The 24,628-nt window shown below is 72.1% G+C and carries 2 protein-coding genes (1 of these 2 cut by a window edge); both read left to right on the top strand.

What is annotated here, in order from left to right:
* Positions 1–17,194: the 3' portion of a non-ribosomal peptide synthetase gene (locus AABA78_RS38605; RefSeq protein ID WP_338270544.1), read on the top strand. The gene continues 329 nt to the left of window position 1, outside the view; only the last 17,194 of its 17,523 coding nucleotides appear in the window; its start codon lies beyond the left edge, outside the window; the stop codon is at positions 17,192–17,194.
* Positions 17,184–24,628, top strand: a 7,445-nt coding sequence (locus AABA78_RS38600) for a non-ribosomal peptide synthetase (RefSeq protein ID WP_338270543.1), incomplete at its 3' end; no start/stop codon positions are given. The genes AABA78_RS38605 and AABA78_RS38600, both read left to right, overlap by 11 nt.

Raw genomic sequence — 24,628 nt, 5'->3', positions numbered from 1 at the left:
GGTGCAGGTCATCGCCCCGCCCGCGCCCGTGGTCATCGACACGGTGGACCTCCAGTCCCTCCCCGTGGAGGCACGGGAGAAGGAAGCCCGCCTGCGCGTGTTCCGGGACGTGCAGCAGCCCTTCACCCTCTCCGTGGGCCCGCTGCTGCGCGCGATGCTGCTGAAGCTGTCCGCGACGGAGCACGTGCTGCTCCTGACCTTGCACCACGTCATCTCCGACGGCTGGTCGCGCGGTGTCTTCCTGCGCGAGCTGCTGGCCCTCTACGGGGCCTTCAGCCAGGGGAAGCCGTCGCCGCTGCCGGAGCTGGCGATCCAGTACGTGGACTACGCGGCTTGGCAGCGCGAATGGCTCCAGGGGCCGGTGCTCGAAGCGCAGCTCGCGTACTGGCGCAAGCAGCTCCAGGGCGCAACGCAGGCCATCGAGCTGCCCACGGACCGCCCCATCCCGGCGGTGCCCACGACGCAGGGCGCGGTGGTGTCCGCCCACTTCCCCCGCGAGGTGGAGGCCGCGCTCAAGGCGCTCGGGCAGAAGGAGGGCGCCACGCCTTTCATGGTGCTGCTCGCCGCGTGGCAGGTGCTCCTGTCGCGCTACAGCGGCCAGGACGACGTGAGCGTGGGCACGCCCATCGCGGGCCGCAACCGCGCGGAGCTCGAAGGGCTCATCGGTTTCTTCGTCAACACGCTCGTGCTGCGCACGCGGATTGAAGGCAACCCCACCTTCCGCGAGCTGCTCCAGCAGGTGCGTGAGACGACGCTGGGCGCGTACGCGCACCAGGAGGTGCCGTTCGAGAAGCTGGTGGAGGAGCTGAAGCCGGAGCGCAACCTGAGCCGGTCTCCGCTGTTCCAGGTGATGTTCTCGCTCCAGAACGCGGCGCCCGCATCGGCTGCGGCGACCACGGGTTCAGGGCTCACGCTGCGCGCCCTGGAGACGGAAGGGAGCACCGCCAAGTTCGAGCTGTCGCTGGACATGGCGGAGACGGGCCAGGGGTTCGCGGCGGCGCTCGAGTACAGCACCGACCTTTTCGAAGCAGCTACCGCGGAGCGGATGCTGAAGCACTTCGGCGTGTTGCTGGAGGGAATCGCGGCGCGTCCGGATGCGCGAGTGCTGGACCTGCCGCTGCTGGGTGAGGTGGAGCGCCAGCAGGTGCTGGTGGAGTGGAACGCCACGGACGTGGCGCTGCCGGAAGGGCAGGGGATTCCGGAGCGCTTCGCGGAGCTGGCGCGGGTGCAGCCGGATGCGCCAGCCGTCGTCGCACCGGGCGGAGAATCGCTGACGTACGGGCAGCTGGAAGCGCAGGCGAACCAGCTGGCGCACCACCTGCGAAGCCTGGGAGTGGGCCCCGAGGTGCTGGTGGGCGTGTGCCTGGAGCGCACGCCGCAGCTGCTGGTGGCGCTGCTGGGCATTCTGAAGGCGGGCGGCGCCTACGTGCCGCTGGACCCGTCGTACCCGGCGGACCGGCTGGCCCTCATGGTGTCCGAGTCGCGCATGTCGCTGCTGCTGACGCAGCGGGCGCTGGAAGGCACGGTGGAGGCCCCGGGCCTGCGCCGCTACCTGCTGGACGAGGAGGCACCGGCCCGCGCGGCGCTGCCCACGTCAGCGCCGAAGCGCACGGCGGGCTTCGAGAACCTGGCGTACGTCGTCTTCACGTCGGGAAGCACGGGGACGCCGAAGGGCGTGATGGTGTCGCACCGCAGCTGGGCGAATGCGTACCTGGGGTGGGAGCGCAGCTACGGGTTGAAGCAGGGCCCGCGAAGCCACCTGCAGATGGCGAGCTTCTCCTTCGACGTCTTCGGAGGAGACGTCTCGCGTGCGCTGTGCAGTGGCGGGAAGCTGGTGCTGTGCCCGAGGGAGTGGCTCCTGGAGCCGGTGAAACTGCACGGGCTGATGGAAGCCGAAGCGGTGGACTGCGCGGAGTTCGTCCCGGCGGTGCTGCGAGGCCTGTTGCAGCATCTGGAGGAGACGGGCCAGCGGCTTGAGTCGATGCGAGTGCTGATTGCCGGCTCGGACGCCTGGTACGTGAATGAGTACCGGAGGATTCGAGGCGTCATCGGCACCCAGACGCGGCTCATCAACTCGTACGGCATCAGCGAAACCACCATCGACAGCACGTGGTTCGAGAGTGAGGCGCTGGAGGCGGGGGACAACCGGCTGGTGCCGATTGGGCGGCCCTTCGCCAACGTGCGGATGTACGTGCTGGACGCGGCGCTCAAGCCGGTGCCGCCGGGAGTGGCGGGGGAGCTGTACATCGGCGGAGAGGGCGTGACGCGCGGGTACGTGCGCAGGCCTGAGTTGACGGCGGAGCGCTTCGTGCCGGACCCGTACGGGGCTGCTGGAGCGCGGCTGTACCGCTCGGGAGACAGGGCACGACACCTTTCGGACGGGAATATTGAATTCCTGGGCCGAGCGGACACGCAGGTGAAGCTGCGTGGCTTCCGGGTGGAGCTGGGAGAAATCGAATCGGTGCTGGGCAAGCACCCGGCGGTGAGGACGGCGGTGGTGCTGCTGCGGGAGGAGCCGCGGCGGCTGGTGGCGTACGTGGTGGCGCCGGAGGGAGTGGAGGCCTCGGCGCTGAGGCAGCACGTGAAGGAGAGCCTGCCGGAGTACATGGTGCCGGCGGCCTTCGTGGTGCTGGACGCGTTGCCGTTGACGCCCAACGGGAAGGTGGACCGCAAGGCGCTGCCTGCGCCGGAAGGGGCGCAGGAGGCGGCGGACTACGTGGCGCCGAGGACGCCGACGGAGGAGCTGCTGGCGAACCTCTGGGCGCAGGTGCTGGGCGTGGCGCGGGTGGGAGCGAGCGACAACTTCTTCGACCTGGGAGGCCACTCGCTGGTGGCGACGCAGGCGATGTCGCGCGTGCGAAGCGCGTTCGGCGTGGAGCTGCCGCTGCGCGCTCTCTTCGAGGCCCCCACCGTCGCATCCCTCGCGGTGCGCGTGGACGAAGCCCTGCGGGCCCGTCAGGGCGTGAAGGTCCCGCCGCTGACGCCGATGGCGCGCACGGGCGACCTGCCGCTGTCCTTCGCGCAGCAGCGCCTGTGGTTCCTGGATCAGCTCCAGCCGGGCAGTGCCTCCTACAACGTGGCCACGGCGGTGCGTCTGGACGGCACGCTGGACGTCGCGGCCCTGGAGCAAGCCCTGACGGAGCTGGTGCGCCGGCACGAATCGCTGCGCACCACCATCCAGGCGCGTGAAGGCCAGCCGTTCCAGGTCGTCGCGCCTCCGGGCCCCGTGGCCTGGGACGTCCTCGACGTGAGCGGCCATCCGGAGCGTGAGGCCGAGGCCCGGCGCATCGTCGATGCGTGGACGCGCGCGCCGTTCGACCTCGCGAAGGGCCCCCTGTTTCGCACGCGACTGGTGCGCCTGGGCGAGCGGGAGCACCTGCTCGCGATGGTGATGCACCACATCGTCTCCGACGGCTGGTCCATGGGCGTCCTCGTGCGCGAGGCCGTCGCGCTGTACGCCGCCCAGGTCGCCGGGCGTCCCGCGCCGCTGCGCGAGCTGGGCGTGCAGTACGCGGACTACGCGGCGTGGCAGCGCGGCTGGTTGAAGGACGAGGTGCTCGGCGCGCAGGTGGCGTGGTGGCGCAAGCAACTGGAAGGTGCGCCCCGGGTCATCGAGCTGCCCACCGACCACCCGCGCACCGCCGCGCCGCTGACTCGCGGAGCGCGCCGGACCACGACGCTTCCGCCCGCACTGCGGGATGCGCTGTGGAGCCTGGGCCGCAAGGAAGGCGTGACGCCGTTCATGCTGCTGCTGGCGGCGTGGCAGGTGCAGCTGTCGCGCTACAGCGGGCAGGACGACATCAGCGTGGGCTCGCCCGTCGCGGGCCGCAACCGCACGGAGCTGGAGGGGCTCATCGGCTTCTTCGTCAACACGCTCGTGCTGCGCGCGCGCCTGGGTGACGGGCTCACGTTCCGGGACCTGCTCAAGCAGGTGCGGGAGACGACGCTGGGCGCGCAGTCGAACCAGGAGGTGCCGTTCGAGAAGCTCGTTGAGGAGCTGAAGCCCGAGCGCGACCTCAGCCGCCCGCCGCTGTTCCAGGTGATGTTCACGCTCCAGGAGGCGCCCTCGCGCGAGGCCCGGCTCCCGGGCGACCTGCGCCTGAGCCCCGTGGAGACGGGCACCGACGCCGCGAAGTTCGAGCTGTCCCTGTCCCTGGCGGACTCCACGGACGGCTTGATCGCCGCGGTGGAGTACAGCCCGGACCTCTACGACGACAGCACCGCGGCCCGGATGCTCGGGCACCTGCGGGTCCTGCTGGAGGCCATCGTCGCGGAGCCCGGCCAGCGCGTCAGCGACCTGCCCCTGATGCCGGAGGCGGAGCGGCAGCAGGTGCTGGTGGAGTGGAACCGGACGGGGAAGGCCTACGCGCGGAACACCTGCGTGCAGCACCTGTTCGAGGCCCAGGCGGCGCGCACGCCGGACGCGGAGGCGGTGCGCTTCGAGGGACAGGTCCTCACGTACGCGCAGGTGGACGCGCGCGCGAACCAGCTCGCGCGGCGGCTGCGCGGCCTGGGCGTGGGGCCCGAGGTGCGCGTAGGCCTGTGCCTGGATCGCTCGCCCGAGCTGGTGGTCGGCCTGCTGGGCATCCTGAAGGCCGGCGGCGCCTACGTCCCCATGGACGCGACGTACCCGGCGGAGCGGCTGCGCTACATGCTGTCCGACGCGGGCGTGCGGGTGCTCGTGACGGTGGAGCGGTTGGCGTCGGCCCTGCCGCTCGCGGATGAGCAGGTGGTGCGGCTGGACGCGGATGCGGCGCTCCTGCGGGCGCAGCCGGAGACGCCGTGCGACGTGGCCGTGGACGCCGGCCACCTGGCGTACGTGCTCTACACGTCGGGCAGCACGGGCCAGCCCAAGGGCGTGATGGTCCCGCACGGCGGCCTGAACAACTACGTCGCGTGGTCGCTGGAGGCCTACGGCCTGGAGCGCGGCGTGGGCGCGCCGGTGCATTCGCCCGTGGTGTTCGACCTGACGGTGACCAGCCTCCTGGTGCCGCTGGTCGCGGGACGCGGCGTGTGGCTGCTGCCGGAGTCGGACGGCGTGGAAGGGCTGGCGCGGGCGCTGCGGGCCCGGCCGGACTACAGCCTGGTGAAGCTGACCCCGGCGCACTGGGAGCTGCTGCGCCAGACGCTGCCCGCGGATGAGGCTGCGGGGCGCGTGGGCGCGCTGGTGGTGGGCGGCGAGGCCCTGCCCCCGGCGAGCCTGGACTTCTGGCGGCGGCACATGCCGGGCACTCGGCTCATCAACGAGTACGGCCCCACGGAGACGGTGGTGGGCTGCGCGGTCTACGACGTGCCGCGCGACGCGGACGTGTCGGGAGGCGTGCCCATCGGCCGGCCCATCGCGAACACGCGGCTGTACGTGCTGGACGCCCGGCTGCGGCCCGTGCCCCTGGGCGTGGCGGGCGGGCTGTACGTGAGCGGCGATGGCGTGACGCGCGGCTACCAGCAGCGCCCGGCGCTGACGGCGGAGCGCTTCGTGCCGGATCCGTTCAGCACGGAGCCGGGCGCGCGGATGTACCGCACGGGCGACGTGGCGCGGTGGCGCGCGGACGGACAGCTGGAGTATCTGGGCCGCGCCGACTTCCAGGTGAAGGTGCGCGGCTACCGCATCGAGCTGGGTGACATCGAGGCGGCGCTGGCGGCCCATCCCGGCGTGCGCGAGTCCGTGGTGGTGGTGCGCGAGGACGTGCTCGGTGACAAGCGGCTGGTGGGCTACGTCACGGGTGAGGCCGTGGACGTCGCGGCCGTGCGTGCTTCGCTCCAGCAGCGGCTGCCCGCGTACCTGGTGCCCTCGGCGCTCATGGTGCTGGAGTCGCTGCCCCTCACGTCCAACGGCAAGGTGGACCGCAAGGCCCTGCCGAGGCCGGAAGGCGAAGCCGGTGACCCGGACGCCACGGCCCCGCTCTCACCCACGGAGGAGCTGCTCGCGGGAGTCTTCGCGCAGGTTCTCGGCGTGGAGCGGGTCGGGCGCCGGGACGACTTCTTCGAGGTGGGCGGACACTCGCTGCTAGCGGCGCGGGTGGTGGCGCGGGTGCTCGCCGTCTTCGGCGTGGAGCTGCCCCTGCGTGAGCTGTTCGACGCGCCCACGGTGGAGAAGCTGGCGCTTCGCGTGGACGCACGGGCCCGGGCAGCGGATTCCCGTCCGGCTCCGGCGCTCGTGCCGGTGCCGCGCACGGAGGCGATGCCGCTGTCGTTCGCGCAGCAGCGGATGTGGTTCCTGGAGCAACTGGAGCCGGACAGCCCGCTCTACAACATCCCGAACGTCCTCCGCCTGGAGGGCACGCTCGACGTCGCGGCCCTGGAGCGAGCCTTCGCCGCGCTCATCCAGCGCCACGAAGGACTGCGGACCACCTTCCACGCCGACGCGGAAGGCACGCCGTTCCAGCGCATCGCCACCGAGGGCAAGGTCGGCTGGGCCCAGGTCGACCTCCGCGACCGTCCTGACGCGGAACGGGAAGCCCGCGAGCATGCTCGCGCCGAAGCGCTGCGCCCCTTCAACCTGGGCCAGGGACCGCTGCTGCGCGTGACCCTGGTGCGCACCGGCGAGCGTCAGCACCTCCTGGTCGTGGTCCTGCACCACATCGTCTCCGACGGCTGGTCCGCGAGCGTGCTGGTGCGCGAGCTTGGAGCGCTCTACGCGGCCTTCAGTGCGGGGCGTCCTTCGTCGCTGCCGGCGCTGCCGTTGCAGTACGCGGACTACGCGGTGTGGCAGCGTGAATGGCTGCGGGATGAGGCGCTGGAGGAGCAGGTCGGCTGGTGGCGGCGCGAGTTGGAAGGCGCCCCGGCCGCGCTGGAGTTGTCGACGGACAAGGCCCGTTCCGCGACGCCGACGTCGCGGGGCGGCTCCGTCCCGGTGGAGCTGTCGAAGCCACTGTCGGACGCGCTGAAGACGCTGGGACGCCGTGAGGGCGCCACGCCGTTCATGGTGCTGCTGGCCGCGTGGCAGACGCTCCTGTCGCGCTACTCCGGACAGGATGACATCAGCGTGGGCACGCCCGTCGCGGGCCGGAGCCGCGCGGAGGTGGAAGGCCTCATCGGCCTGTTCCTGAACACGCTGGTGCTGCGCACGCACGTGGCGCCGGAGCGGACCTTCCGGCAGCTCCTGGGGCAGGTGCGCGAGACGACGCTGGGAGCGTTCGCGCACCAGCAGGTGCCGTTCGAGCGGCTGGTGGACGCGCTGAGGCCGGAGCGCGACCTGGGCCGCACGCCGCTGTTCCAGGCGATGCTGGTGCTCAACACGCAGGTGGACACCGCGCTGTCCCTGCCGGACCTGACCCTGCGTCCCGAGCCGGTGGATGGCGAGCACACGAAGTTCGAGCTGAGCCTGTCACTCGCGGAGTCGGCCGAGGGTTTCCGGGGCGCGCTCGCGTACAGCACCGACCTGTTCAAGCAGGTGACGGTGGAGCGGATGGTGGAGCACCTGAGGGTGCTGCTGGAGGGCATCGCCGCGAATCCGGACGCGTCCGTGAGCGCGCTGCCGATGCTGGCGGAGGCGGAGCGGGAGCAGGTGCTGAGGGCGTGGAACCAGACGGCGGAGGCCGTGCCGCTGGAGAGCATCCACGCGCAGTTCGAAGCGCAGGTGGAGCGAGTGCCCGGGGGCGTGGCGGTCGTCGCGGGAGGCAAGCAGCTGACGTACGCGGAGCTGGACGCGAAGGCGAACCGGCTGGCGCGAGCGCTGGTGAAGCAGGGAGTGGGCCCGGACGTGCTGGTGGGCCTGTACGTGGAGCGGACGGTGGAGGCGGTGGTGGGGATGCTGGGCATCCTCAAGGCCGGAGGAGGGTACGTGCCGATGGACACGTCCTTCCCCGAGGGGCGAGTGAAGGCCATCGCGGAGGACGCGAGGCTGCGCGTGGTGGTGACGCAACGGGCGCAGGCGGAAGACGTGGCGGGCCTGGGGCTCGTCACCGTCATCGTCGAAGCGGTGGAGGAGGCCGGCGGCAGCACCGAGCCCATGACGTCGAAGGTGCGCGGGGAGAACGCGGCGTACGCCATCTTCACGTCAGGAAGCACGGGGCGTCCGAAGGGCGTGGTGGTGGAGCACCGGCAGCTGGCCAACTACGTGGGGAGCATCCGCGGAAGGCTGAGGCTGGAAGAGGGAATGAGCTTCGCGTCGGTGACGACGCTGGCGGCGGACCTGGGACACACGGCCGTCTTCCCGATGCTGTGCGGAGGCGGGACGCTGCACCTGGTGTCGAAGGAGGTGGCGTCGGACGCGGAGGCGCTGGGCGCGTACATGCAGGCGCACGGGGTGGACGGGCTGAAGGTGGTGCCCTCGCACCTGCGCGCGCTGCTGAGTGGCCCCAACGCAAAGGCCGTGCTGCCGAGGAAGCGGCTGGTGGTGGGCGGAGAGGCGTCGGACAAGGAGCTGGTGGAGACGGTGAAGCGGCTGGCGCCGGAGTGCGCCGTCTTCAACCACTACGGCCCGACGGAGACGACGGTGGGCGTGCTGACCAACCCCGTGGAAGGCGCGTGGGAGGAAGGCGCGGCGACGCTGGCGCTGGGCCGTCCCATCGGGAATGCCCGCATGTACGTGCTGGATGCCAGTGGGCATCCGGTGCCGAGGGGCGTGGCGGGAGAGCTGTACGTGGGCGGCGCGGTGGTGACGCGCGGGTACGTGGGGAGGCCAGAGCTGACGGCGGAGCGGTACGTGCCGGACGGCTTCAGCACGGAGCCCGGGGCGCGGCTGTACCGCACGGGCGACAAGGTGAGGCAGCGGGAGGACGGGAAGCTGGAGTTCCTGGGGCGGGTGGACTTCCAGCTGAAGATTCGCGGCTACCGCGTGGAGCTGGGTGAGGTGGAGGCAGGGCTGGGCGCATGCGAAGGCGTGCGTGAAGCCGTCGTCATCGCGCGGGAGGACGCGCCCGGAGACAAGCGGCTGGTGGCGTATGTGGTGGCGAAGCCGGGCAGCACGGTGGAAGCCACGGCACTGCGCGGCGAGCTGAAGGGACGGCTGCCGGAGTACATGGTGCCGTCGGCCTTCGTGGTGCTGGAGGCGATGCCGCTCAACGCCAACGGCAAGGTGGACCGCAAGGCCCTGCCCAGGCCCGAGGCAACGGACGCGGACGCTCGGGACTTCGTCGCCCCGCGCACGCCCACGGAGCAGACCCTGGAGCGCATCTGGGCCCAGGTGCTGCGGCAGGAGCGCGTGGGGATCCACGCCAACTTCTTCGAGCTGGGCGGCGACTCCATCATCAGCCTCCAGATCGTCGCGCGCGCCGCGCGGGCCGGGCTGCGCATCACGACCCGGCAGCTCTTCCAGCACCCGACCATCGCCGCGCTGGCGACCGTCGCCACCTCGGCGTCGCTCGTGGTGGCGGAGCAGGGTGAGGTGCTCGGGGCCGTCCCGCTCACGCCCATCCAGCGCCGGCTCTTCGAGGAAGACGTCGTTGATCCTCACCACCTCAACCAGTCGCTGATGATTGAAGCCCGCCGCCCGGTGGACGCGGCGGTGCTGGAGCAGGCGCTGCGCCACCTCGTGGCGCACCACGATGCGCTGCGGCTGCGCTTCACGCATGACGCCGCTGGCTGGTCGCAGGAGAACGCGAGCCTGGAGCAGCCGCTGACCCTGCGGCGGCTGGATGTCTCCACGCTGGACGACGCCGCGAAGACCCAGGCCATCCAGGACGCGGCGGCCCGGCTCCAGGCGAGCTTCGTCCTGGACGAAGGACTGCTGCTGCGCGCGATGCTGATTGAGCGCGGCGAAGGCCAGACCGCGCGCCTGCTGCTGGCCGTGCACCACCTCGCGGTGGACGGCGTGTCCTGGCGCGTGCTGCTGGAGGACCTGGAGACGGCGTACCAGCAGCTCGCCTCGGGCCAGCCGGTCCGGCTGCCCGCGAAGACCACTTCGTTCCAGACGTGGGCCCGCAGGCTGGAGGCCCATGCGCGGACTCCCGAAGCGCGGGCCGAGCTCGCCTTCTGGCGGGATGCCGCCCGGAACGTCGTGCCGCTGCCCGTGGACCGGGCGGGTGGCGAGAACACCGTGGCTTCCACGCGGAGCGTTTCGCTGTCGCTCGACGTGGAGGAGACGCGGCTGCTCCTGCAGGAGGTGCCCGCCGCGTACCGCGCGCAGATCAACGACGTGTTGCTCGCCGCGCTGGCCTCGTCGATGGCGCGTTGGACGGGCCAGCACCGGGTGCGCGTCAACCTGGAAGGCCACGGACGCGAGGAGCTGTTCGCGGACGTGGACCTGTCCCGCACGGTGGGGTGGTTCACCGCCGTGTATCCGGTGGTGCTGGAGGTGCCCGCGTCGGGCAGCGCCGGTGACGGCCTGCGCGCGGTCCGCGACACCCTGCGGCGCCTCCCCGGCAATGGCGTGGGCTACGGCCTCCTGCGCTACCTGGGCGACCCCGAGACGGTGGAAGCCCTGCGCGCCGCGCCTCCCGCCCAGGTGTCCTTCAACTACCTGGGCCAGTTCGACGGCGTCGCGTCCGGCACGGGTGACACCGCCTTCCGGATCGCCCGCGAGGGCAGCGGCCCCGTGCGCAGCCTCCGCGCCCCGCGCCGCCACGTGCTGGACGTCAGCGGGCTGGTGCTCGACGGCCAGCTCCAGTTGAGCTGGAGCTACAGCGAACACCTGCACACCCAGGCCACCATCGAGGCGCTGGCTCGCGACTTCGTGGCCGCGCTGCGCGCGCTCATCGCGGGCCGTGCTTCGGAGGATGCCGCCCGCCGCACGCCCACGGACTTCCCGCTCGCCCGCATTGAGGCGTCCGCGCTGGAGCGCGTGCTGGCGGCCGTCCCCGGCCTGGAGGACCTCTACCCGCTGTCGCCCATGCAGCAGGGCATGCTCTTCCACACGCTGCTGGAGCCCGCGTCGGGCGCGTACTTCGAGCAGCGCTCGTGGAGCTTCCACTCCGCGCTGGACCTGGGCGCGCTCAAGCAGGCCTGGGAGGACGTCATCGCGCACCACCCGGTGCTGCGCACGTCGTTCTTCTGGCAGGGCCTGGAGTCGCCGCTCCAGGCGGTGCACGCCCGGGTGACGCTGCCCTGGTCGGAGCTGGACTGGCGCGGGCTCTCCGCTCCGGAGCAGCAGGCCCGGCTGGAGACGTTCCTCGCGGAGGACCGGGCGCGCGGCTTCGAGCTGGCGCACGCGCCGTTGATGCGGCTGGCGCTGATCCGCACGGAGGAGCAGGCCTGGCGGCTGGTGTGGAGCTTCCACCACCTGCTGACGGACGGCTGGAGCTCGGCGCTGCTGCGCAAGGCCGTGTTCACCCGCTACGCCGCGCTGGCGCAGGGCAAGGCCCCGGCGCTCGAAAAGGGCCCCGCCTACCGCGAGTACATCGCGTGGCTCCAGCGCCATGACCTCCAGCGCACGGAGGCCTTCTGGCGCGACGCCCTGGCGGGCTTCTCCGCCGCCACGCCGCTGCCGGCGGGCGGAGCCTCGCGTGCGTTCGCCACGGGTGGGCTGTCGGAGCAGTCGGTGCTCCTGCCGGCCGACACGACCGACGCGCTCCAGGCCTTCGCGCGCCGCCATCAGCTCACGCTCAACACGCTGGTGCAGGCCGCCTGGGCGCTGGTGCTCGCACGGCACGCGGACTCCTCCGACGTCGTCTTCGGCGCGACCGTCGCGGGACGGCCCTCGGACCTGCCGGGCGTCGATTCGATGCTGGGCATGTTCATCAACACGCTGCCCGTGCGCGTCCGCCTGGACGAGCACGCGGCGGTGGTGCCGTGGCTCCAGCAGCTCCAGTCGCAGCAGGTGGAGCTGCGCCACCACGAGCACAGCCCGCTCGTGCAGGTGCAGGGCTGGAGCGAAGTCCCCCGGGGCACGCCCCTCTTCGAGACGCTCCTCGTCTTCGAGAACTACCCCGTCGACAGCACGGTGGAGACCGGCGTGAAGCGCCTGGACGTGCGTGACTTCCACGCGTTCGAACGGACGAACTACCCGCTCACCGCCGTGGCCGCGCCGGGCCGTGAGCTGCTGCTCAAGCTCGCGCACGAGACGCCGCGCTTCGACGACGCCACCGCCCAGGCCCTGCTGGGCCAGTGGCGCCGGGCCCTGGAGGATCTGGTTGCCCGGAAGCGCGTCGCCGACGTGAGCCTCCTCTCCGTGGAGGAGACGCACGCGCTGAAGAACACCTGGAACGCGACGCGCGCGGAGTACCCCCGCACGCTCGCGGTGCAGCAGCTCTTCGAGGCCCGCGCCGCCCGGGCGCCCGACGCGGAGGCGCTGCGCTGGAACACCGGCACCCTGACGGCCGGAGCGCTGGACGCGCGAGCGAACCGGCTGGCGCATCACCTGCGCGCGCTGGGCGTGGGCCTGGAGTCGCGCGTGGGCATCTGCCTGGAGCGCGGCCCGGACCTCGTCGTCGCGCTCCTCGCGGTGCTCAAGGCCGGGGGCGCCTACGTGCCCCTGGATCCGACCTACCCCGAGTCGCGCCTGGGCTTCATGGCCCGCGACGCGGACCTCACGGCGCTGCTGACGCACCGGCACCTGGAGGCGCGCCTGCCCGGCGTGCACGCCCAGGTCATCCGGATGGACGCGCTGGAGGACGTGCTCGCCGCGCTGCCGGCCACGCGTCCGGCGGTGGAGACGCGCCCGGAGGCGCTGGCCTACGTCATCTACACGTCCGGCAGCACGGGCCGTCCCAAGGGCGTGATGGTCACGCACGGGGGCGTCGTCAACTACCTCACCTGGGCGCTGGACGCGTACCGCGTGGCGGACGGGCAGGGCGCTCCGGTGCACTCGTCGTTCTCCTTCGACCTCACCGTAACCAGCCTGCTGGCGCCGCTCGCCGCGGGCCGTCCCGCCGTGCTGGTGGACGAGGCCGTGGGCGCCGTGGAGGGCCTGGGCGAGGCCCTGCGCAAGCAGGCGGACCACAGCCTCGTGAAGCTCACGCCCGCGCACCTGCGCCTGCTGGAGGCCCAGCTCGCGGATCAGGGCGCCTCCGGCCGCGCGCGGGCCTTCGTCATCGGCGGCGAGGCGCTGGGCTACGAGGCGCTGGAGCACTGGCGGCGGTACGCGCCGGGCACGCGGCTCATCAACGAGTACGGCCCCACCGAGACGGTGGTGGGCTGCTGCATCCACGAGGTCCGCGAGGACGAGCCGCGCACGGGCCCCGTGCCCATTGGCCACCCCATCGCCAACACCCGCCTGTACGTGCTGGACGCGGCGGGCCGCCTCGCTCCGGTGGGCGCCGTGGGTGAGCTCTACGTCGGAGGCGACGGCGTGGGCCGGGGCTACCTGGGCCGGCCGGACCTCACGGCCGAGCGCTTCGTGCCGGATCCATTCAGCCCCGAGCCGGGCGCGCGCCTGTACCGCACCGGCGACACCGTGCGCCGCCGCGCGGACGGCGTGCTGGAGTACCTGGGCCGCCGCGACGACCAGGTGAAGGTGCGCGGCTTCCGCATCGAGCTGGGCGAGATCGAGGCCGTGCTGACCGCGCTGCCGGACGTCGCCGCGGGCGTGGTGCTCGCCCGTGAGGACGTGCCGGGAGACCGGCGCCTCGTGGGCTACGTGGTGCCCAGGGCCGGTGCCTCGCTGGACGCCACATCCCTCAAGACCGCGCTGCGCAAGACGCTGCCGGACTACCTGGTCCCCGTCGCCTTCGTCGTCCTCGACACGCTGCCCGTGGCCGTCACCGGAAAGGTGGACCGCAAGGCCCTGCCCGCGCCGGAGGCCACGGGGAATGAGTCCCGCTTCGTGGCGCCGCGCACGCCGGAGGAGGAGCTGCTCGCCGGCCTCTTCGCGCAGGTGCTGGGCGTGGAGCGCGTCGGCGTCCACGACGACTTCTTCGCCCTGGGAGGCCACTCGCTCCGGGCCACGCAGGCGGTGTCGCGTGCCCGCGACGTCTTCGGGGTGGAGCTGCCCCTGCGTGACCTCTTCGAGGCACCGACGGTCGCCACGCTCCTGCCGCGGCTGCTGGAGGCGAAGGCCCGGAACACCGAAGGCCCTCGCGTTCCGCCGCTCGTCCCGGTGCCGCGCACGGAGGCGTTGCCGCTGTCCTTCGCGCAGCAGCGCCTGTGGTTCCTGGATCAGCTGGAACCCCAGGGCGCGTTCCACAACGTGCCCGCCGCGCTCCGGCTGCAAGGCCTGCTGGACGTGAGCGCGCTGGAGCGGGCGTTCGCGGAGCTCTTCCGCAGGCACGAAGCCCTGCGCACCGTGTTCCGCGCCCAGGAGGGCCGGCCGCTCCACGTCATCCTGCCGGTGCCGGAGTCCCCGGTGTCCCGCCAGGACCTGCGCGGCCTGCCCGAGCTGGCCCGTGAGGAGGAGGCGCTGCGCCAGGCCCAGGAGGAGGCGAGGCGTCCCTTCGACCTCGCCCGGGGACCGCTCCTGCGCGTGACGCTGCTCCAGCTCGCCGAGCGGCAGCACCTGCTGCTCCTGACGATGCACCACATCGTCTCCGACGGCTGGTCCATGAGCGTGCTCGTGCGCGAGCTGGTGGCGCTCTATGAAGCCTTCCGCACCGGCAAGCCGTCGCCGCTGCCGGAGCTGCCGCTCCAGTACGCGGACTACGCGGCCTGGCAGCGCCAGTGGCTGGAGCAGGGCGCGCTGGCCCAGCAGCTCGCGTGGTGGAAGCGCCAGCTGGACGGCGCGCCGCAGACGGTGGACCTGCCCACGGACAGGCCCCGTCCCACCGTGCAGTCGCACAAGGGCGAACAGCTCCAGGTGCTGGTGCCACCGGAGGTGATGACCCGCCTCCAGGCCCTGTGCCGCCGCGAGGGGGTCACGCTCTTCATGGCGCTGCTCGCGGGCTTCCAGGTGGTGCTGTCGCGCTACACGCGCCGCACGGACATCGTGGTGGGCACGGACATCGCCAACCGCAACCGCGCGGAGACCGAAGGCCTCATCGGCTTCTTCGTGAACCAGCTCGTCTTGCGCGGCGACCTGGGCGGAGACCCCACCGTGCGCGAGCTGCTGTCCCGCGCACGCGAGACGGCGCTCTCCGCGTACGCGCACCAGGACCTGCCCTTCGAGGAGCTGGTCAAGGAGCTGAACCCCAAGCGCAGCCTGGGCCAGGCCCCCCTGTTCCAGGTGAAGCTGGTGCTCCAGAACGCGCCCGTGTCGCGGCTGGAGCTGCCCGGTCTGGAGCTGAGCCCGGTGGGCCAGGAGGCCACCCGCGCCAAGCTGGACCTCACCGTCGCGGTGCAGGAGACGCCCCAGGGGCTGGCCTGCGTCTGGGAGTACGCCACGGACCTCTTCGACGGGGACACCGTGGCCCGCATGGCGAAGCACTTCGAGCAGGCGCTGGAGGGTCTGAGCCGGGAGGCCTCGCGCCGCCTGTCCTCGCTGTCCCTGCTCACCGACGCCGAGCGCCACACGCTGCTCGACGCCTGGAACGACACGCGCACGGAAGTGCTGCCGGGCCCCACCGCCACGGCGCTGTTCGAGGCGCAGGCCGCGCGCACCCCGGACGCGCTGGCGGCGGTGTACGGCGACACGTCGCTGACGTACGCGCAGCTGGACGCGAAGGCCAATCAGCTCGCGTGGCACCTGAAGCAGAGCGGCGTGGGCCTGGAGTCGCGCGTGGGCCTGTGCGTGGAGCGCTCGCTCGACATGGCCGTGGGCATCCTGGGCATCCTGAAGGCGGGCGCGGCCTACCTGCCGCTGGACCCGTCCTACCCGAGCGACCGCCTGGCCTACATGCTGGCGGACGCGGCGGTGCCGGTCATCGTCACGCAGGACGCGCTGGCGGATGAATTGCCGGTCCAGGGCGAGTTGTTGGTGTGCCTGGACTCGGACGCGGCCCGCATCGCGAAGCACCCGGTGACGAAGCCGCCCGTGAAGCTGGAGCCGGAGCACCTGGCCTACGTCATCTACACGTCCGGCTCCACGGGCCGCCCCAAGGGCACGCTGCTGCACCACCGGGGCCTCTGCAACACGGCCACGGCGGCCATCGCGGCGCTGGGCATCACGCCCTCCAGCCGCGTCCTCCAGTTCGCGGCCTTCGGCTTCGACGCGTCGGTGTGGGAGACGTTCTCCGCGCTGCTGGGCGGCGCGGCGCTGCACCTCGCGCCGCGCGAAGCGCTGCTGCCGGGAGCGCCGCTGCACGGCCTCATCGCCTCCAGCGGCATCACCACCGTGACGCTGACGCCGTCCGTGCTGGCGCAGCTGGAGCCGGAAGGGCTGCCGCTGCTCACGTCCGTGGCCGCCGCGGGCGAGGCCTGCTCCGCGGAGCTGGTGCGCCGCTGGTCGCCGGGCCGCCGCTTCCTCAACGCGTACGGCCCCACGGAGGTCACGGTCTGCGCCACGGTGCGCGCGAACGTGGACCCCACGCGGCCCACCATCGGCACGCCGCTGCCGAACGTGCGGGTGTACGTGCTGGACGACCAGGGACAGCCGGTGCCCGTGGGCGTGCCCGGCCAGCTGCACGTGGGCGGCGTGGGCCTGGCGCGGGGCTACCTGCACCGCGCGGACCTCACCGCCGAGCGCTTCGTGCCGGACGCCTTCGGCCCCGAGGCCGGCGGGCGGCTCTACGCCACGGGCGACCTCGTGCGCTACCTGCCGTCCGGCGAGCTGGAGTTCCTGGGCCGCATCGACCACCAGCTCAAGCTGCGCGGCTACCGCATCGAGCTGGGCGAGGTGGAGGCGGCCATCGCGGACCACTCCGCCGTGGAGTCCACGGTCGTCCTGCTGCGCGAGGACGTGCCCGGCAACCCCCGGCTCGTGGCCTACGTGGTGCCCCGCGAGGGGCAGGTCCTGGACCTGCGCGCCCTCAAGGACGCGCTGCTCGCCCGGCTGCCGGAGTACATGGTGCCCTCCGCCTTCGTGTCGCTGCAGGCGCTGCCGCTCACGCCCAACGGCAAGCTGGACCGGCAGGCGCTGCCGGTGCCGGACACGCAGCGGCCCGAGCTGGAGAAGGGCTACGTGGCGCCGCGCGACGAGCTGGAGCAGCAGCTGGCCGACATCTGGTCGGAGCTGCTCGGCGTGAAGCAGGTCGGCGTCCACGACGATTTCTTCGAGCTGGGAGGCCACTCGCTGTTGGGCACCCAGCTCATCTCCCGCATCCGCACGACGTTCGACGTGGAGCTGCCGCTGAGGGACATCTTCGAGTCCCCCACGGTGGAGAACCTCGCCGTCCACATCGTGCAGGCCCAGGCCGCGCAAGCGGACCCCGCGGAACTCGAACGACTCATGGGGGAGCTGGAGCACCTGTCCGCCGAAGAAGCGGAAGCGCTCCTCTCCTCCGACGAAGTGCCCTCCGACGACGTCCTCCCCCAGGACACCAAGAAGGTCTCCAGCAATGAGCAGTGACGCCGACAAGCGCATCGCAGCCCTGTCCCCCGAGAAGCGCGCCCTGCTGCTCAAGCAGCTGCGCCAGCAGCAGCAGCAACAGGGGGCCCGTCCCGCGCGTGCACCGGCCATCGCCCGCCGTCCGCGTGACGGCTCGCCGTTGCCGCTGTCCTTCGCCCAGCAGCGCCTGTGGTTCCTGGATCAGCTGGAGCCGGACAGCGCGCTCTACAACATCCCCCTGGCCATCGAGCTGAAGGGCGAGCTGAAGCTGGAGGCGCTGGAGCAGGCGTTCACCGCGCTCCAGGAGCGCCACGAATCCCTGCGCACGACCTTCCGCACCGTGGAGGGCACGCCCGTCCAGGTCATCGCGCCGCCGTCGCCGGTGACGCTGGAGGTCGCGGACCTGCGCGGCGTGGCCGGCCCCGAACGCCAGGACGAGCTGTCGCGCCGGGTGCGCGAGGAGTCGCTGCGGCCCTTCCACCTGGGCCGGGGGCCGCTGGTGCGCGCGTCGCTGGTGCGCACGGGCGACGAGGAGCACGTGCTGCTCGTGACCATGCACCACGCCATCTCCGACGGCTGGTCCATGGGCGTGGTCATCCGCGAGCTGGCGTCGCTCTACGACGCCTACCTCCACGGGCGCCCGTCACCGCTGCCGCCGCTGGAGCTCCAGTACCCGGACTACGCCGCGTGGCAGCGCGAGTGGCTCCAGGGCGAGACGCTGAAGGCGCAGCTCGACTGGTGGAAGCAGCAGCTGGAGGGCGCGCCGGACGTCATCGCGCTGCCCACGGACCGGCCGCGTCCGGCCATCCAGAGCTCGCGGGGCGCGAAGCACTTCGTGCAGCTGCCGCGCGCCGTGTCGGAGGCGCTGAAGGCGCTGGGCCAGAAGGAGGGCGCCACGCCCTTCATGACGCTGCTGGCGGCGTGGCAGGTGCTGCTGGCGCGCTACACCGGCCAGGACGACATCAGCGTGGGCACGCCCATCGCGGGCCGCAACCGCGCGGAGTTGGAAGGCCTCATCGGCTTCTTCATCAACACGCTCGTGCTGCGCGCGAAGGTGAAGGCGGGGATGACCTTCCGCCAGGTGCTCGCGCACGTGCGGGAGCAGGCGCTGGGCGCGTACGCGCACCAGGAGGTGCCCTTCGAGAAGCTGGTGGACCTGCTCCAGCCGGTGCGCACGCTCAGCCACTCGCCGCTGTTCCAGGTGATGTTCAGCCTGCAGAACGCGCCGGTGTCGGAGCTGGTGCTGCCGGACGTGGCGCTGCGCACGCTGCGCGTGGAGGCGCAGACGACGAAGTTCGAGCTGACGCTGTCGCTGTCGGACACGGCGGAGGGGTTCTCCGGGTCGATTGAGTACAACACGGACCTGTTCGACGCGGGGACGGTGGAGCGGATGGCGGGGCACCTGGAGGTGCTGCTGGAGGCCATCGCGAAGAACCCGGACACGAAGGTGGCGCAGTTGCCGCTGCTGACGGAAGCGGAGCGGCGGCAGCAGGTGCTGGGGTGGAACGCGACGCGCACGGCGTTCCCAAGGGAGAAGTGCGTCCACACGCTGGTGACGGAGCAGGTGGAGCGCACGCCGGACGCGGTGGCGCTGGACTTCGGAGGCGAGCAGCGGACGTTCCGCCAGGTGGAGGCGAGGGCGAACCAGCTGGCGCAGCGGCTGGTGAAGCAGGGCGTGAAGCGCGGGTCGCGGGTGGGGCTGTGCGTGGAGCGAGGGGTGGGGATGGTGGAGGGGATGCTGGGCATCCTCAAGGCGGGCGGGGCGTACGTGCCGCTGGACGCGGGCTACCCGCGAGAGCGGCTGGCGTTCATGGTGGAGGACGCCGGGGTGGAGGTGCTGGTGACGCAGGCGTCCCAGCGCGGGGCGCTGCCGGAAGGGCGCTACCAGGTGGTGGTGCTGGACGACGGCGCGCTGGACGCGGAGCCGATGCAGGCGCCCGAGAACCAGGTGGATGCGACGGACCCGGCGTACGTCATCTACACGTCTGGAAGCACGGGGCGTCCGAAGGGCGTGTGGGTGCCTCACCGGGCCATCGTGCGGCTGCTGGTGGAGACGAACTTCATCCAGTTGACGGCGGAGGACCGCATCGCGCAGGTGTCGAACGCGTCGTTCGACGCGGCGACGTTTGAAATCTGGGGCGTGCTGCTGCACGGCGGGCGGCTGGTGGGGGTGGCGAAGGACGTGGCGCTGTCGCCCGCGGCGTTCGCGGCGTACCTGCGCGACGAGCGGATCAGCACGTTGTTCGTGACGTCCGCGCTGTTCAACCAGTTGGTGGCGCAGTCGGCGGAGACGTTCCAGACGGTGCGGCAGCTGCACGTCGGCGGTGACGCCGTGGATCCGGGCGCGGCGCGGGCGGTGCTGGCGCGAGGGGCCCCGGGGAAGTTCGTCAACGCGTACGGCCCCACGGAGAGCACGACGTTCGCGGCGTGGCATCACGTGAAGGAAGTGGCGGAAGGCGCGACGGCGGTGCCCATCGGCAGGCCGCTGTCCAACACGGAGCTGTACGTCCTGGACGCCGAGCTTCAGCCCGTGCCCGTGGGCGTGCTCGGTGAGCTGTACATCGGCGGCGACGGCCTGGCGCTGGGCTACCTGGGACGGCCGGAGCTGACGGCGGAGAAGTTCGTGCCGCACCCGTTCCGCACGGAGGCGGGCGCGCGGCTGTACCGCACGGGCGACCAGGTGAAGCAGTTGCCGGACGGCAGCGTGGTGTTCCTGGGCCGGTTGGACTCGCAGGTGAAGGTGCGTGGGTTCCGCATCGAGCTGGGTGAGGTGGAGTCCGCGCTGGGCCAGTGCAAGGGCGTGGCAGAGAACACCGTCATCGCGCGTGAGGACTCGCCGGGCATCAAGCGGCTGGTGGCGTACGTGGGCGCTCCGGAGGCGATGCGGCCCACGGTGGACGCGCTGCGCGCGGAGCTGAAGACGCGGCTGCCGGAGTACATGGTGCCCGCGGCGTTCGTGATGCTGGAGTCGCTGCCGCTCACGCCCAACGGCAAGGTGGACCGCAAGGCCCTGCCCGCGCCGCAGGGGGACCGCCAGGACTCGGGCAAGGCCTACGTCGCGCCCCGGACGCCGGAGGAGGAGAAGCTCGCGGCCATCTGGGCGTCGGTGCTGGGCCTGGAGAAGGTGGGCATCCACGACAACTTCTTCGCCCTGGGCGGCGACTCCATCATCAGCATCCAGATCATCTCGCGCGCCAACCAGGCCGGCCTGCGACTGATGGCGAAGCAGCTCTTCCAGCACCAGACGGTAGCGGAGCTGGCCCAGGTGGCCACGGCGGCGCTGGCGTCGCAGGCGGAGCAGGGCGTGGTGCGCGGCCCGGTGCCGCTCACCCCCATCCAGCACTGGTTCTTCGAGCGGGACATCCCGCAGCCGCACCACTTCAACCAGGCGGTGATGATCGAAGCGCGGCAGCGCGTGGACGCCGGGCTGCTGGAGAAGGCGCTGGCGCGGCTGGTGGAGCACCACGACGCCCTGCGCCTGCGCTACGTGCGGGGTGAGGCCGGCTGGACGCAGGAGAACGCGGGCCTGGAGCAGCCGGTGTCGCTGCGGCGCCTGGACGTCTCCGCGCACGCGGGCGACGAGGAGGCCCAGCGCCGGGCCATCCAGGCCGCCGCGACGGACCTGCACAAGAGCCTGCGCCTGGACGAGGGGCTCCTGCTGCGCGCCCTGCTCGTCGAGCGCGGAGCGGGCCACACCGAGCGCCTGTTGCTCGTCGTGCACCACCTGGCGGTGGACGGCGTGTCGTGGCGCGTGCTGCTGGAGGACCTGAACACCGCCTACACCCAGCTGCGTCGCGGCGTGCCCGTGTCGCTCCCGTCGAAGACGACGTCGTTCCAGGAGTGGGCGCGCAAGCTGGAGGCGCACGCGCGCGGCCCGGCGATGGCGTCGGAGCTGGCGTTCTGGCTGGAGGGGGCCCGCGAGGTCAAGCCCCTGCCGGTGGACCACCAGGGTCTCAACACGCTCGCGTCCGCGAACAGCGTCCGCGCGGTGCTGGAGACGGAGGAGACGCGCGCCCTGTTGCAGGAGGTGCCGACCGCGTACCGGGCCCACATCAACGACGTGCTCCTGGCGGCGCTGACGCAGGCCCTGGCCGGCTGGACCGGCGAGCGGCGGGCGCGCATCCACCTGGAGGGCCACGGCCGCGAAGAGCTGTTCGCGGACGCGGACATCTCCCGCACGGTGGGCTGGTTCACGTCCGTCTACCCGGTGCTGCTGGAGGTGCCCGAAGGCGGCACCCCGGGTGACGGCCTGCGCGCGGTGCGCGACACGCTGCGGCGGCTGCCCAACAAGGGCCTGGGCTACGGGCTCGTGCGCTACCTGCGCGACGCGGACGACGCCGCGAAGCTCAAGGCGGTGCCCGCCGCGCAGGTGGCCTTCAACTACCTGGGCCAGTTCGACGCGATGGCGGCCGGCGAGTCGATGTTCGGTCTCGCGAAGGAGCCTGCGGGCCCGGGCCAGGGCGAAGGCGGCCTGCGCACGGCGCTCCTGGAGGTGAACGGCCTGGTCATCAACGGCCGGCTGGAGCTGTCCTGGACGTACAGCGAGGCCGTGCACGCGCGCGCCACGGTGGAGGCGCTGGCGGAGTCGTTCCTCAAGTCCCTGCGCACGCTGATCGCGAACCGCGAGACGCAGGACGCGCGCCGCTACACGCCCGCGGACTTCCCGCTGGCCCGGCTGGACGTGCCGGGGCTCGCGAAGCTGCACGCGGCGTCGCCGGACCTGGATGACGTGTATCCGCTGTCCCCGCTCCAGCAGGGCATGCTCTTCCACGCGCTGCTGGAGCCCACGTCGGGCATGTACTGCGAGCAGATGGCGTGGAGCTTCCACGGCACCGTCAACCTGCCGGTGATGCGGCGGGCGTGGGAGCTGCTCGTGGAGCGCAACGCCATCCTGCGCACGTCCTTCGTGTGGGACGGGCTGTCGGAGCCGTTGCAGGTGGTGCACGCGTCGGCGGAGCTGCCGTGGCGCGAGCTGGACTGGCGCGGCCTGTCGCAGGCGGAGCAGCAGGACCTGTTCCAGCAGTACCTCGCGGACGACCGCGCGCGAGGCCATGACGTGACGCGCGCGCCGCTCATGCGGCTGACCGTCGTCCGCATGGATGACCACGTGCTGCGCTGCCTCTGGAGCATCCACCACCTGCTGCTGGACGGCTGGAGCATGTCGCTCCTCATCCAGGAGCTGTTCTCGCTCTACCGCGCCTTGGACCAGGGCCAGTCGGTGCCGAGGGAGCGCGCGGTCCCGTACCGCGAGTTCATCGCGTGGCTGCAACGGCAGGACGGCACGCGGCTGGAGGCGTTCTGGAAGCGGGAGCTCGCGGGCATCCACGCGCCCACGCCGCTGCCGGGGGATGAGCGCGCGGCCCTGGCGCGGACGCAGCATCAGGACCACGCGGAGAAGTCGATCCGCCTGTCTGCCGCGTCGACCACGGCGGTGGACGCCTTCGTGAAGCGCCACCAGCTCACGCTGAACACGCTGGTGCAGGCCGCCTGGGCGCTGGTGCTCGCGCGCCACAGCGGCGAGCAGGACGTGGTGCTGGGCGCCACGGTGTCCGGGCGTCCGTCCGACCTCCCGGGCGTGGAGCGGATGACGGGCCTCTTCATCAACACGCTGCCGGTGCGCGTGCGCGTGCCCGCGCAGGAGCAGATCGTCCCGTGGCTGCGCCAGCTCCAGGCACAGCAACTGGAGCTGCGTCAGTACGAGCACAGCCCGCTGGTGCGCGTGCAGGGCTACAGCCAGGTGCCGCGAGGCACGCCGCTGTTCCAGAGCCTCTTCGTCTTCGAGAACTACCCCATCGACTCGACGCTGAGCCAACGCGCGAGCGTGCTGGAGGTGCGCGACGTCCAGGGCAGTGAGCGCAGCAACTTCCCGCTGACCGCGTCGTCCAGCCCCAGCCGCGAGCTGCTGCTGAAGCTGGCGTACGACACGCCGCGGTTCGAGGCGGAAGGGATTGGGCGGCTACTGGAGCAGTGGCGCCGTGCGGTGGAAGGACTGGTGGCGGGGGAGACGGGGCGGCTGTGGGAAGTCGGGGTGCTGTCGGCGGAGGAGAAGCAGCGCGTGCTGGTGGAGTGGAACCAGACGGCGAGCGACTATCCGCGCGAAGCGAGCATCGTGGACGTCTTCGCGTCGCAGGTGGCGCGTCGTCCGGACGCGGTGGCGCTGGAGGCGGGCGAGGAGCAGTTGACGTACGCGCAGTTGGACGCGAAGGCGAACCAGCTGGCGCATCTGCTGAAGGCGCATGGCGTGGGCCCGGAGTCGAGGGTGGCGCTGTGCCTGGAGCGCGGCGTGGAGTTGGTGGTGGCGCTGGTGGCCATCCTGAAGGCGGGCGGGGCGTACGTGCCGCTGGAGGCGGACTACCCGCGCGAACGCCTGGCCTACATGCTGAAGGAGGCCGGAGCGCGCGTGCTGGTGACGACGCGGACGCTGGGAGAGCGACTGCCCACGGACGGGCTGGACGTGGTGAGGCTGGAGGAGGCGCGCGAGGAGCTTGCCCGCCAGCCGAAGCATGCGCCGGCAAGCGGCGTGGGAAGCCGCAACGTCGCGTACGTGGACTTCACGTCGGGAAGCACGGGCAAGCCGAAGGGCGTGTGCACGGAGCACGGAGGCGTGCTGCGCACGGTGCTGAAGGCGAACTACGCGAGGTGGACGAAAGAGGACACCTTCCTGCTGCTGGCGCCTGTGTCCTTCGACGCGTCGACGCTGGAGGTATGGGGCCCGCTGCTGAGCGGAGCGAAGCTGGTGGTGTACCCGCCGGTGCCGGTGGGGGACGTGAAGGAATTGGAAGGGGTGCTGAAGCGGCACGGGGTGACGGTGCTGCACCTGACGGCGGGCCTCTTCACGCAGATGGTGGACGGCAACCTGGAGGGGCTGCGTGGGGTGAAGCAGCTGCTGACAGGCGGTGACGTCGTTTCCGCGCCGCACGTGAAGCGGGCGCTGGAGACGCTGGGCGTGACGGTGACGGCCTGCTACGGGCCGACGGAAGGGACGCTCTTCACCTCGTGCCACCGCATGGAGACGGTGGAGGACGTGGGCACGGTGGTGCCCATTGGGCGGCCCATTGGCGACACGCAGGTGTACGTGCTGGACGGGCAGTGGCAGCCGGTGCCGGTGGGCGTGGTGGGGGAGTTGTACGCGGCGGGTGACGGCCTGGCGCGAGGCTACCTGGGCCAGCCGGGGCTGACGGCGCAGGCCTTCCTGCCCAACCCGTACGGGCCCGCGGGCAGCCGCATGTACCGCACGGGGGATTTGGCGCGGTGGCGAGCGGACGGGGTGCTGGAATTCCAGGGCCGCGCGGACACGCAGGTGAAGGTGCGTGGCTTCCGGGTGGAGCTGGGTGAAGTGGAAGCGGCGCTGGCGCAGTGCGAAGGCGTGCGCGAGTGCGTGGTGGTGGCGAAGGGGCAGGGGGCGGGGACGAAGCGGCTGGTGGCGTACGTGGCGGGCGAAGGCCTGGACGTGGC

The organism is Corallococcus caeni (assembly GCF_036245865.1).
Lineage (GTDB): Bacteria > Myxococcota > Myxococcia > Myxococcales > Myxococcaceae > Corallococcus > Corallococcus caeni.
This window is presented reverse-complemented; position numbering and strand designations above follow the sequence as displayed.